This window comes from Bradyrhizobium sp. AUGA SZCCT0283, from assembly GCF_018130385.1.
In the GTDB taxonomy this organism is placed as follows: domain Bacteria; phylum Pseudomonadota; class Alphaproteobacteria; order Rhizobiales; family Xanthobacteraceae; genus Bradyrhizobium.
Window position 1 is genome coordinate 1 of record NZ_JAFCLU010000064.1, and the last position, 13121, is coordinate 13121.

Genomic DNA, 13121 nt, shown 5'->3' on the forward strand with positions numbered 1-13121 from the left:
TCGGATCATGAAGCGTACGCCTGAGCGCATTCGCAAAGTTTCAATGCGATTAGGCGTTTCGTTCAAGAGCACCCCCAAGAAGAAATAATGGCTCCCAGCAGCTGTTCGACTATGCAAGCAGCGCTACACCTTGCAAAGCAGTTGGTCCGCTTAATTTCCCACTGGAGCGGCCACGATCAATACTCGTAAGGTACCTCACGCGGGCTTCAAGGTTTCAGGCGACAAGGCGCTAAAGATGTTGACCGTCCACATTGTGATAAAGGAAAGCCTGTCATAGAAGTTGTACAATGACGCATCTTTCAAGAACGCCTTCTCACCGGACCCAGCCGAGAGAGGGGCTTCATCGGCCCTGACATTTTCTCTGACCGGTCTCCCAATCCTTCTGAAGATCGGCCTCAAGTTCTAAGACGATGATGTGTAGCAAGCACGCGGCAAATGGATCAGTGACCTCCCGCTCCAGAAGCCGATAACGCGCGATCTGAATTTCTTGCTCTCTGAACTTGCGCTCTGTCGCCATTTGTGGCCTCCGGCTAATCGACGCGGCGGCGGGCGAATTGTTTCCTTAAAATCGTCCGATCATTTTATATGGTTTCTAATTGATGAATTAACGAGTGAGGCGGCTGGCGGGGTTGTCAGGCCGGCGCCTCGGTGGCTTTTGATCAAAGTACCGCTCGTGGGTCCTCCCGAGGCTTACCAGGGTGCGCATCCACCTGTAAGGGGTGACCTCACGCGTATCGGTCAGCTTGATCATGTGCACTGGCGGTGCGTAGCGCCCTTCCGGCAGGATCGGCACTTCAGCGATGCCTCCAACGTCCAGAGCGGCGTATCGCGTGGTCGGCGGATGGCGTCGAGCGGCAGGCTCGCCCGCGATTTGAGCGGTTGCACTCACCTCCAGCCAGCCCAAGCCAGCATTGAGAAACTGACCTATGGTCGGCGACGGCTGCGCGGGCCCGCCGTAACCTTCCATGCGGATCGACCAAGCCTTCGCTTCCGCGCGGGCGGCTTTCCTAACGCTTCCTTGGCGACATTGCGGGCGATCTCGGCGCGCATTTTCGCGCCCATGATCGTGCCACCCCAGATTACCTCTCGCGATTTGATGGTCAAGGTCATACGAAGTTCACTGAAGGCCGATGACGGCCGATGGGAAGGCGAAGGCATCAAGAACGGCCAGAAGCTAGATTATCATGCCGATCGTAAGACGGGTGTGATCACCTCCGAAAACCTCGACGACTAACGCATTGATCGTCGCCCATGGTATCGGCCGGCCAGACGGCCCCACCCTCCGGGGCTTCGGAAAGGGCGAGACCGCTGGCCGGTGGCATCGTTGGCGGGACGACGCGCGCCGACACAAAACAACGCCGATGGTTCGCAGAAAATTCAGTTGTCCAAGATTAAATCGACGCTGCCCTTAGGTTCATTTTGTACAATCTTGCGACAAGGAAGATGGCAGCGGCCTCACTGAAACCATCATCACCGGCTGCCGAGGGAAGTACATCGATGAGCATCAGTAACACTGCCGCCCAGGCGGCTTTGTTGCTCGCGATAACCCTAATTTCTGGCGCCGCTTCCGCCCAAGGGCCTGCAAGCGACCGACCATTGGCGGCAAGCCGATCGTTCAAGCAAAGCCGATCGCGCCGATGGGCTGCAAGCTTGTCGGAACGGTCAAGGGCACCAAGCTCTGGGCCGGTGAGTGCATGGCGCTGCCTGAGCTGAGAACCAACCACCCCGCCGGAAGATAAGGCACCCACGCCGTCGCCCGAGACACAGACTGTTCCGAAGGGGCAGGAATAGGAGCACGAGGGAACAAGCTCGGCCTAGTGCACCTTCCGAAATGCAGGATCTCAGTCTGGCGGGAGATGAATTGTGAACCGTTTCACAAACCTGACGCGTGAAGTGGGATAGAGATCGATCTTTCGCCAAGCGACAAAGATCAATTTGTTGGGGCCGCAGGTGAAACGCGAGCTATCAGCATTGGAGCAGCAAGCGGCCGACGCGCTGCGTCGGGCGAGAGGGCTCCCCGTTGGCGCGGATCGGAACGACTTACGGCAACTTGCCACGGGCCTTCTCTGGCTGCACCGCAACGGCATGGACGCCTTGACCAGACAGCGCCTCGAAGACCATTTTGACGGCGGCTCAATCGATCCGAGCGGCGCGGACGAGCCGGTTGCTAACTATCGGGCTGACTGATGGCCGGTTGTATCCCGACAGACTTTAGCATCTTAACGTCGAACCCATAGTCGCTGTACTACCCTAATGACCCACTGAAAGCCCGATGACCAATCAAAGGCGCAGATAAGCGCTCAGTGGCCGGAACGAACTGACCGTTGTAGGCTTGATCTCTTTTCGGGTACCTGTTGCGTTGGAGTATTGCCATGCCCAGAACGGGCTGGTCGCCAAGTACCGTTCCTTACGGCGCGGATCAGACGGTCTATCTTGTGATCGACCGCTTTAAAAATGGCACCGTTTACCGCGAAACCGAGATCGAGCGCACCGACCTCGAAACCATCGTCAACGATCTTATGACCGGGCAATTCAATGATCCGGTTCGCGTCGTCGCCTTCAACACGTTGGAGCATTGGGCTGATGACGTTTCCAAAGATGTCGCTCAAGAAATACAGACGCGGTGCGACATTGCTGGCGAGCCCGTGCCCGAGCATATCCAAGACTTCGTTGATACATATGCTGGCCCTACGCTGCAGCTATCGTTGCGACTTTGAGCGGCGGGGGAATGCATGGCATTTCAGCGCAAAAAGCCCGCAGCCATCAGCATCAAGGCGCCATTTCCCGGCTTCATCGAACCAGAATTGGCTACTGCGACCGAAAAGGTCCCGTCCGGCGAACGCTGGCTGCACGAGATCAAATTCGACGGTTATCGCGTCCAAGTCCATCTCGTGAACGAGGTGGTCAAGGTCTTCACCCGACGCGGCAACGATTGGACCAAACGCTTCCGAAAGATCACTGACGATGCGTGGCATATCATCGCCGGTTCTGCGATCATCGACGGCGAGGTCGTCGTTCCGGCCGACGACGGCACCACGGACTTCTCCGTTTTGCAGAATGAGTTGAAAGGCAGATCAACCAAAATCGTCTTGGTCGCTTTCGATCTCCCGTATCTGAATGGCTATGACCTGCGAAAGCTGCCGCTGATCGAGCGCAAGGCTCACCTGAAAAAAATCATCGACGGGACCGACGTACAGTTCAGCGAAAGCTTCGATGTGGACGGCAACGAGATGTACGCCCATGCCTGCAAGGTCGGGCTGGAGGGCGTAGTCTCGAAAGTGCGGAATAGCCGCTACCAAAGCGGCCGCAGTAATGACTGGACCAAGAAGACATGCGCTCAGCGCGAGACGCTGACGATCGCCGGGTTCGCACTTGATGGCAACGATTGGGACGGCATCTATGTCGGCCGCCGCAAGGGCGATGATCTGATCTATGCCGGCGAGGTCGACCACGGCTTTGACAAGAAATCATCCGCCGAGCTGCGCAAGCGCCTGATGCCCCTGATCCGCAAAACCCAGCCCTACACTACGCGGATCGCGCACAAGGGCATCTGGGTGGAGTCGGAGTTAAACGCCGAGATCGAATACCGGACGAAGTCGGCCGAGGGCAAGGTGCGGCATCCGTTCTTCAAAGGGGTCCGTGAAGACATATGAGTAATGCCGTTGCACCAGCGAAGCGACCAAGAAAGATCACTTTTGGTGAACTGCGTAGCTCGGGCGTTCGGGGCGTCGTCGTGTTCTGTTCGGATTTCAAGTGCAGCCATTCGACAAGGATCAGCGCCGATCAATGGGCCGATAATGTCAGGCTCTCCGACATAGAAAGCCAGTTTGTGTGCACAGCATGCCGCAAGCGCGGTGCCGACGTCCGGCCGGACTTCGCCTTTGTAGAGCGGGTTGGGTCCTGTCGGCAGCGGTGATGGGCTAGTGGTGCAGCGGTGCCAGACTGTCTCCAGCATCCTACAGGTTGGTTTGTTCGCACGAGGCGGTTCAATTGCCCCGGGGGAGGGCGTCTACCTTTGCAGCCGTTTTCTGACGTGTTGGATTTGTCGGCGGTTTAGCCCGCATAGAGTTATTGGCTGCTGGTCTCGGCGGCGAACGCGAGGACAACTAGCGCGACCACAATTCCCGAGATAGCGGTAAATAACTCATAGCGATGGTGCGCCTCGCGTCAGAGTATTCGCTTCGCTACAAATAAGCACAGCAGCACTGAGCCTGATGTGGCCGCAGTCAGGGTCATGTTGATTAAGCTGCCCACTGCGCAATTGAAATTACCGGCATCGGCCGATGCGGCTCTAGCGATTTCGGCTTGCGCTTCTTAGCTGCCATGGTGATCCTTGGACGGGTCAGGCTGCATGGCAGCCTGACCATGACGCTTCCCTGTCGGGTGATCCCGACCATGAGCGCACCGTCGCACCCGCGCCTCATGAAATGCTTAAGCTGAGTGGTCAATCAGACGTTACCAAGGGGGATGGTTTACAGAAAAGGCGGATACGGTTCCGGATGCTCCGGGGAAGGTCGTTCCGCGGCGTGACACGCGCTGACAATTTACTGATCTCGGTGTGAGAGAACCCGATGTCCGCTTCAGGGCCGCAAAGCAGACTTGCCGATTGCGCGCGGACTTCCGGGTTTGACCAACGGCCGCAGTACCGCGCGCAAAGCAAAGAATTGTTCCTAAAAGAAAAAGCCCTGACAATTGCCAAGGCTTTCAAGTTTGGGGAGGGGACAGTACTCGGAGAACGGCTAAATCGCTTCCCACTGCTCAATCGGAAGCGAGCCTTTGTAGTTCGTCATCATATCGGTCGGATTGATTGACGTTGCGGTGCTTGCTTGGGAAGGTGCGAGCACAGTGTGCGACCAGGCAAATGCCACCATGAAAGCAATTGCGATTGCTCCCATTGAATTGCGCATCGTTGGCTCCTTCGGTTGCGAAATCGATGCAGAGACACTGCCCGCATCGTGTTTCAAGAGTGTGCCATCGCAAGCCAAGAATGGTGTTGTCGCAGGATTTGTCGGTTTCGTGGGGAGCCGTGCGAAGAAACGTCTTCACCAACTCGCGAGGAGAACGTGAGTTGATCACCCGAACGTCGGCAACCAACGCAACGGGGAACGTCATTTTGCCTGCTCAAAAGGACAGCATTGAGTACCTAAATCGGTCATGAGTGAAGATGGCCGCCAGTTGCCATTTTGTAGTTGCGCCTGACGGGAGGAAATTAGCTTAGTTTCGGCGATCGCCCCGGGGTTAGTCCCGCCTGCACCTCGCTGGCGGGCTTTCTTTTGGGCTGCTGCTCAATTGACAGGAATACGCGCTCTCAAGCGGAAGTCTCTGTTGGCACCTTTAAGACATGACGAGCGCCCATTACGTCGCCGCTTACGGGGGAAGAGCGGAAGTAGCCGGCCGAGAGCCAAACTGACGCGATTGACCCATTACGCGACATTGCCGCCGCGGACATCAAGCTGCCATGCGGCCGCGCGCCGTGGCCGTGGAAACTTTGACGCCAGGCAATTCGAGCCTGATCATTTTCATCCGGAAGCATGTTCCAAGGCGACGACGTCGGATAAGATCATTGCCGGGTCGGGCGAACTCGGCTCTCGCAAAAACGGTCCCGGGAGGAGCGTCATGTGTAGGTGGAAAATACTGGCGACGACGGCTCTGGCCGCGATGCTGGTCGCTGCAACAGCGGTGCTGCCAGTCTCGGCGCGCGAACTCCAGCCCCTCGCCACGGCAACGCCTGAACAGGTCGGGATGTCGGTGGAGCGCCTTGGGCGCATAACCACAATGCTCAAAAAGGAGATTGCCGACGGCAAGCTGCCGGGTGCGGTGGCCATGGTCGCCCGCAAGGGGAAGATCGTCTATTCGGACGCCATCGGCTTCCAAGATAAGGGCGCGGAAACGCCCATGAAGCTCGATTCGATCTTCCGCATCTATTCGATGACCAAGCCGCTTGTCTCGGTAGCGGCCATGATGCTGGTCGAAGATGGTGTCATCCAGCTCACCGATCCCGTCTCCAAATTCCTGCCGGCCTTCAAAGACATGCAAGTGAGCGTGGCAAGCACAGGCGCCGATGGCAAGACCACCTACACGAATGTACCGGCGGCCAAGCCGATCACCGTGCAGGATCTTCTGCGGCATAGCGCGGGTCTCGCCTATGCCGAGATCACCAAGAACGAACCGGTGAAGGCAGCCTACGTCGAGGCCAAGTTTTCCCAGCCGGGCGTGCACGAGTACGACTCCCGGGATATGACGCCAGCCGAGCAAGTTGCGCGCATGGCAAAGATACCCCTCATTCACCAGCCAGCCACGATGTGGGAGTACAGCATGGCCGTCGATATTCTCGGCCGCGTGATTGAGGCAGCGTCTGGCAAGCGGCTTGCCGTCTTCTTGGACGAACGACTGTTCAAGCCGCTCAAAATGGTGGATTCGGGCTTCTGGGTGCCGTCGTCGAAGATCTCGCGTGTCGCGCAGCCGCTGCCGGTCGACCTTGCTTCAGGCCTGAAGACGAGCGTGCTCGATGTGTCGGCAGAGCCGAAGAATGATTCCGGCGGCGCTGGCGCAGTTTCGACCGCCACGGACTATTTGCGCTTCGGCCAGATGCTCCTGAATGGCGGCGAGCTTGACGGCGTACGCGTATTGAGCCGCTCCACCATCAAGCTGATGACGTCAGACCATCTCGGCACGCGCGTCGCGGCGCCGCTCCAGCCGGGTGAGCTTCTGCTGGGAACTCCCGGCTACACGTTCGGCCTTGGCTTTGCAGTGCGTCAGGGCGAGGGCGTAGCTGGTGTGCCCGGCTCGGCGGGCGAGTTCATGTGGGCAGGTTACGCTGGCACCTTTTTCTGGGCAGATCCCCAGGAAGAGATCGTCGGTGTCTACATGACACAGGCCCCGAGCCCAATACGCGCCTATTACCGCAAGATGTTCAAGGCCCTCGTCTATCAGGCGCTCGTGGACTGAAGCCGTCACCGTGCCCTCCATCGCATTCCGAATGCGAGGCAACGATTTCTCGCTGCCTCGCTATTCAACTGGGCCACTTTCGCTGGCAGAAAGACCTTACGCCCCAGCGTGACAAGGCAGTCAAGACAATACGACGGTAGGTCGTCGACACATGTGGGAGCCTCACGGCGCAGGTCAGGCCGAAGCTTGACACTCGGCCGATCGCTCCCGCATCCTAACCCACATAGTCGATCCAGGACGAATCGACGATCACGTACTGATTGATGACGCCGGTACGCTGACCGATCAATCGATCGCGGACGCGGTGCAGCGCCTGAAGGTCGAGCTGATCGGCGGTCTTGGTCGCGACGAACTTCATGGTCGGGCGTTGCACCGCCTCGGCGATGGCTTCCGCATCTCGGAAGTCATTCTTCTGTCCCTTCGAATAGGGGCGCACGTATTTCGCCGGCATCAGGCGGGCGTCGTGGCCAAGCATTTGGAGCTTGCGACTGAGATGATGCGCGCCGACGCAGGCCTCCATACCGATCAAGCACGGCGGCAGGTTGGCGAGCCGCGCTTCCACCTGGCCGCCTGACCACTTCTGCCGCAGCACGATGGCACCGCGGTGATCATGACCCACGAGGCGGAACGCGTTCTTGCCGATATCAATGCCGATCACGGCGATCGCTGCGTTGAGTTTCTGAGACATGGCGTGCTCCTTGTCTTGCCCCTTGCCAGCTTCTCGTGCTGGCAGGGCCGGAGCACGGCCGGACCATCCCATTAGCGGTCTTTGCCCGGATCCAAGTCTGAGGCCAACGGTGCGAATTGCCCAATTGTTTCGATAGACTGAAGCGGCTCACCTCACTTGAGAGGTGCGCATCGCGCCGACGGGAGAGATAGGTACGGGCAAATTCATTTTCATACTGTGAAGCACTTTACATCCCTTCCGTTCTGGCCGGGCTAAGATTGGCTCAAGCTTCTTACCTTACAAGTACCCAATGATGCTGACACAAATTCAGGTGCGGCATGGATTGTCCGAGCTGCGGCAGTGCCAACCGGGAGGGGAAGAAGGTCTGCGGCGACTGCAGCGCGCCGCTACTGGCGTACTGTGTCGCGTGCGGGGCCAAAAACCCCTCGGGTAAAAGGTTCTGCGGCGACTGCGGTGCCGCGCTGATGCCGACGGAAGGCGCGCAAGCATCAGCGGCGGCTCGAGCCTCAACGCCCAGTCTGCCAAGGGTCGCCGCAGAACCATCGGCTTTATCACCGCCTAAAAGTTCTTCCGCCGAGCGCCGTCAGCTCACCGTGATGTTCTGCGACCTCGTCGGTTCGACGGCGCTTGCGGCACAGGTCGATCCGGAAGATCTACGGGACATCATCGCCGCGTACCGCGATGGCGTGGCGGCCATCGTTCGCAAATACGGCGGCACCATCAGCCGCTACATTGGCGATGGCTTGCTGATCCTGTTCGGCCACCCTTCGGCGCACGAGGATGATGCCGAACTCGCGGTGCGCGCCGCGCTGGAGATAGCAGCCGCCCGGCACGCGCCAACTGCGCCGCCGGGCCTTGAGCTTCACGTTCGCCTCGGTCTCGCCACCGGTCTCGCCATCGTCGGCGACCTGATCGGCAACGAGGCGGCGGAGGCGCAGGCGGTGGTCGGCGAGACGCCGAACCTGGCCGCCCGGTTGCAAGCGCTCGCCGAGCCGGATGGGGTGGTGATCGCCGAGGACACGCGGCGGCTCATCGGCAGGCTCTTTGATTACCAGGATCTTGGCGAAGTGACGCTGAAGGGCTTCGCCGCGCCGGTGCGCGCTTGGCGGGTGCTGCGCGAGGGGACGGCGGAGAGCCGCTTCGAGGCGATGCACGCGGCGGCGCTCACCCCATTGTCCGGCCGCGAGGAGGAACTCGAGCTGCTGGAGCGCCGCTGGCGGCGCGCGCGGACGGGCGCCGGGCAGGTAGTGCTGCTCGCCGGCGAGCCGGGGATCGGCAAGTCGCGCCTCGTCACGGCTCTCCAGGAACGTATCCAGGGCGAGCCGCACACTACCTTGCGTTATTTCTGCTCGCCGCATCATCAGGACAGCGCGCTCCATCCCTTTATTGCGCAGCTCCAGCGAGCCGCCAGTTTCGAGCGCGAGGACACACCGGGGGTGAGGCTCGACAAGCTGCGGGCGTTGCTATCCGCGGCCTCGCCGCCCGACGAGGATGTGGCAATCCTTGCCGACCTGCTATCGATCCCGACCGGCGATGGCTACCTGCCGATTGCCCCCACGCCGCAGCGAAAAAAGGAGAAGAGCTTCGGCGCCCTGGCTCGACAGCTTGAAGGTCTGGCGCGGAGACATCCAATCATGATGGTCTTCGAGGACGCGCAATGGATCGATCCAAGCTCGCGCGAGTTGCTGGACCGGGCCGTCGAGCGGATGGCGAGCCTGCCAGTGCTGGTGCTGATCACCTTCCGGCCCGAGTTTCAGTCCGCATGGGCCGGGAAGGCGCACGTCAGCGAGATGGTGCTGAACCGCCTTGACCAGAGCGCTGGGGCCGCGCTGGTTCGGAGTATGGTCGGAAACCGGACACTGCCAAGCGAGCTCGTCGATGAGATCGCTGAGCGAACGGACGGCGTGCCGCTGTTCGTCGAGGAGCTGACCAAAGCGGTACTCGAAACCGGCGCTGACGGGGTCGCGCGTACCGTCTCCGCTGCGCCGCTGCCCGGGCTCGCGGTGCCGCCCACCTTGCACGCCTCGCTGATGGCGCGGCTCGACCGCATCGGCGCGGTCGCGAAGGAGGTGGCGCAAATCGGCGCGGCCATTGGCCGGGAGTTCTGCTATGATCTGCTCGCTTCCGTCGCGCACCGGAGCGACCGCGAGCTGCGAGCGGCGCTCGACCGGCTGATCGGCGCCGGGCTGGTGTTTCGTCGCGGCGAACCGCCCGACGCCAGTTTCCTCTTCAAACACGCATTGGTGCAGGACGCGGCATATGGCACGCTGCTGCGCGGCCCGCGCCGCGAGCTGCACGCCCGGATCGCTCGCGTGCTGGAGGAGAGGCGCGCCACGGCTGCCGAAGTGCAACCGGAGATTCTCGCGCACCATTGCGCGAATGCGGGTCTGATCGAGAAGGCGGTTTTTTATTGGCAAGAAGCGGGTGAGCGTTCCAAGGCGCGCTCGGCCATGGCAGAAGCGATCAGGCAGATGCGCAAGGCGCTCGATCTCCTGTGCCATCTGCCGGATACCCCCGAGCGCCAGCACACCGAAGTCGGACTTCAACTCGCGCTCGGCGGCGCGCTGATCGCCGCGAAGGGCCATGCGGCTGAAGAGACTGGAAAGGCCTACGCGCGGGCACGCCGTCTCTGCGAGCTGCTGAACGACACGCCAAACCTGCTCAAGGCCCTGTGGGGCGAGTTCGTGCATCACCACGTGCGCGCCGAAACCAACCGATCGCATCGCGTCGCCGAAGAACTGCTCGATTTGGCCGGACGACAGAACGATGCGGCCACCTTGGTGGCCGGTCATCGGGCGGTTGGCGACAGTTGGCTCCATCGCGGAGAATTGAGCTCGGCGCGCGCGCATCTTGAGCGGGGGCTCGCTCTTTATGACCCGGCGCAGCATCGGTCTCTGACGGTTCTCTTCGCCGAGAACGCCCGCGTGGCGATGCTCTCCTTCTTGTCGCTGACGCTCGGGCTTTTGGGTTTCGCGGATCAGGCCCAGGCGCGGAGCAGGGAATCCCTCGCAGAGGCACGCGAGCTGTCGCACCCGATCAGCCTCGCATTTGCGCTGAGCGTCGCCTGCCGACTACATTTCGTACTCGATGATCCACGCACCGTGCGCCTGCGGGCGGATGAGCTGATCGCGCTTACCACCGAGCAGGGGTTCGCCTTTTTCCTCGCAATGGGAACGGCATATCGCGGCTGGACGCTGGCCGAAGCCGGCGACGCCGAGGCGGGGATGGATCTGCTGAGGCGCGGCATCGAGGGGTTCCGAGCGTCCGGCGCGGCATGGATCCTTCCGTTCTATCTCGCACAGCTTGCCACGGCGCACGCGAAGATGGGGCGGCCCGAAGACGGGCTCGGCCGGCTATCGGAGGCCGTTGCGCTGACCGAGAAGTCGGGAGTGCGGTGGTTCGAGGCCGAATTGCTTCGGCACCGAGGCGAGCTATTGCGGACCGCTCATCCGGGTGCCGAGGCCGAAGCGGAGGCCGCCTTTTGCCGCGCCATCGAGATCGCACGCCAGCAGGACGCGAAGCTCTGGGAACTTCGTGCCGCCACTAGCCTTGCCCGGCTCTGGCGCGACCAGGGCAAGCGCGATCAAGCCCGCGCGCTCCTCGCGCCGATCTACCGATGGTTCACCGAGGGCTTCGACACCCTCGACTTGAAGGAAGCCAAGGCCTTGCTCGACGAACTAAGCGCGTAGAAGTCCAGAACATCTCACCACTTCGGAGATATTTCATGGAGTACATTAGCCGATGGTCCGTACCGCAAAGTTCATTTAATGCCGCGGTTGCAAGATTCCGGTTGCAGGCCGCGCACCGTCGAGACCTAGGCGACCTTGTAAAGGCGGCTTTCGAACTCGGCAAAGGTCTGCAACGCCTGCGGATCGGCAAACGGCAGAAGCTGCATGAGGATGACGCCGGCGATGTTCTTGGTCGGATCGATCCAGAAATAGGTGTTGGCGAGGCCGGCCCAGGCGAGGCTGCCGGCGCTCCGGCCCGTCGGCGCAGTCTCGGTGTTGATCATGAAGCCGAGCCCCCATTTCTTGACCATGCCCGGGAAGAATTCGGCGTCGAGCGAGCTGTCGGGTAAGACGCTCTTCAGCACCACCACGTTGACGTCGCCGATCTGGTTCTGCCCCATCATTGCCACGGTCTCCGGTCGCAGCACCGTCTTGCCGTCGAGGCTGCCGTGGTTGAGGAACATGCGCACGAACTTCAAGTAGTCGGATCCCGTCGAGTAGAGGCCGCCGCCGCCCATGAAAAATTCCGGCTCTTGCGGCATTTCAAATTCGATCGGTTTCAATGAGCCGTCGGCGCCACGCGCGTGCATCGCCACAAGCCGTTCGCGTTGCGACTGGCTGAGCTTGAAGCTTGTATCGGCCATGCCGAGAGGACCGAATATGTGCTCGTGGAAATAGCTTTCGAGCCGCTCGCCGCTCACCTTTTCGACCATTTTGCCCGCAAAATCGATATTGATGCCGTATTCCCAGCGATCGCCGGGGTCGAAAGCCAAGGGCGTCTTGAGGGCGTCGTCCTTGCAGGTGATGAGTGCCGGCAGGTTGGCCTGTTTCTCGTAGCGGCCAGTATTCTCGTTCCAGATGTCGTAGGTGTATCCCGCGGTGTGCGTCAGCAGTTGCCGCAGCGTGATTGGCCGCTTGGCCGGGCGGAGCTGGGGCGTACCCGCCGCGTCGAACCCCTCCAGCACCTGCGCCGACGCCAAATCCGGCAGGATCTCGCTAGCGGGCTGATCGAGCTTCAGCTTTCCTTGCTCCACCATCTGCATCGCCGCGGCCGTCGTCACGGCTTTAGTCATGGAGGCGATCCAGAACACCGAATCAACGGTCATTGCCTGGGACTGAGCAAGGCTGCGCACACCGAATGCGCCCGAATAGATCGTGCCTTTGTCGTTGGCCGCCAGCGCCACAACCCCGGGCACCCTCCCGGATTTGACCGCTTCGGTCAGCGCCTGATCGATGCCGGCCGCCCCCGCTGCGGTCTCAGCGAGGACCGGACGCCCGAGACCCGTCGCAAATGCCGCCGCGGCTCCCATGGTTCCTATGGCTTGACGTCTGGTGATCCCTATCATTGTTTGCTCCCTCGCCCGGCAGAACGGCCTAGGACGGAGCAGCCGGATTGCCCGGTCCCCTGACGCGGCGCGCCTTCAAGTTTGCACTTCGGCTGGTATTGCCGCATGCCCGGATGCCCGGGGTTCTGGGTGAATCTTCTGCCATTTGGGCTGCCTTGGCAACGAAAACCGCCTCCGACGCGCCGTAGATTGCGCTGCACTTAGTGACGTCATCGCCGATTACCCTATCGCCATCAGGGACATCTCGATGTGTTGATCAAGCCGTTGCACCTGGTTGGCCTTGCCGAATGAGAGGCGTTACGCAACGTGATCGAATGACAGATCACTTCCGCCATTGCGGTAGAGCGGACATCTCTGTCACGAGGCCCAACTTCCGAAAGTGACCACCCATAGCGGAAGTCGCGCCCGCAG

Annotated in this window: 7 protein-coding genes and 2 pseudogenes; 4 read left to right on the top strand and 5 right to left on the bottom strand. The window is 60.8% G+C overall.

Translation table 11 applies throughout. The features are described 5' to 3' along the window. Positions 1-340 precede the first annotated feature (340 nt). Positions 341-517 (bottom strand): hypothetical protein, encoded by a 177-nt coding sequence (locus tag JQ624_RS37170; RefSeq protein WP_212423835.1) that lies wholly within the window; start codon positions 515-517, stop codon positions 341-343. 142 nt (positions 518-659) lie between these two features. Then, positions 660-1062, bottom strand: a pseudogene (locus JQ624_RS39870) (hypothetical protein). Between the two features lie 1310 nt (positions 1063-2372). On the opposite strand from JQ624_RS39870, the gene JQ624_RS37180 reads away from it, so the two are divergent. Both JQ624_RS37180 and ligD read left to right on the top strand, forming a co-directional pair. Beyond that, positions 2373-2717 (top strand): hypothetical protein, encoded by a 345-nt coding sequence (locus JQ624_RS37180; RefSeq protein ID WP_212423836.1) that lies wholly within the window; start codon positions 2373-2375, stop codon positions 2715-2717. A 15-nt stretch (positions 2718-2732) separates the two neighbouring features. After that, positions 2733-3653 (top strand): non-homologous end-joining DNA ligase, encoded by a 921-nt coding sequence (ligD, locus tag JQ624_RS37185; protein ID WP_212423837.1) that lies wholly within the window; start codon positions 2733-2735, stop codon positions 3651-3653. A 1086-nt stretch (positions 3654-4739) separates the two neighbouring features. Here ligD and JQ624_RS37190 read toward each other — a convergent pair. Continuing rightward, entirely contained in the window at positions 4740-4907 is a 168-nt protein-coding gene (locus tag JQ624_RS37190) for a hypothetical protein (RefSeq protein ID WP_212423838.1), read from the bottom strand. A 709-nt stretch (positions 4908-5616) separates the two neighbouring features. On the opposite strand from JQ624_RS37190, the gene JQ624_RS37195 reads away from it, so the two are divergent. Continuing rightward, the gene (locus JQ624_RS37195; RefSeq protein WP_212423839.1) at positions 5617-6948 is read left to right on the top strand and encodes a serine hydrolase; all 1332 of its coding nucleotides are present in this window, start codon (positions 5617-5619) and stop codon (positions 6946-6948) included. Positions 6949-7204: 256 nt separating this feature from the next. Here JQ624_RS37195 and JQ624_RS37200 read toward each other — a convergent pair. Further along, positions 7205-7636 (bottom strand): annotated as a pseudogene (locus tag JQ624_RS37200) (transposase); the annotation flags it as partial. Between the two features lie 317 nt (positions 7637-7953). Here JQ624_RS37200 and JQ624_RS37205 point away from each other — a divergent pair. Next, a complete protein-coding gene (locus tag JQ624_RS37205) occupies positions 7954-11325 on the top strand; it encodes an adenylate/guanylate cyclase domain-containing protein (protein ID WP_212423840.1) in 3372 nt (1123 codons plus the stop codon). 125 nt (positions 11326-11450) lie between these two features. Here the strand turns inward: JQ624_RS37205 and JQ624_RS37210 are convergent, their stop codons facing one another. Then, the gene (locus JQ624_RS37210; RefSeq protein WP_249130383.1) at positions 11451-12710 is read right to left on the bottom strand and encodes a serine hydrolase; all 1260 of its coding nucleotides are present in this window, start codon (positions 12708-12710) and stop codon (positions 11451-11453) included. Between the last annotated feature and the right edge of the window lie 411 nt (positions 12711-13121).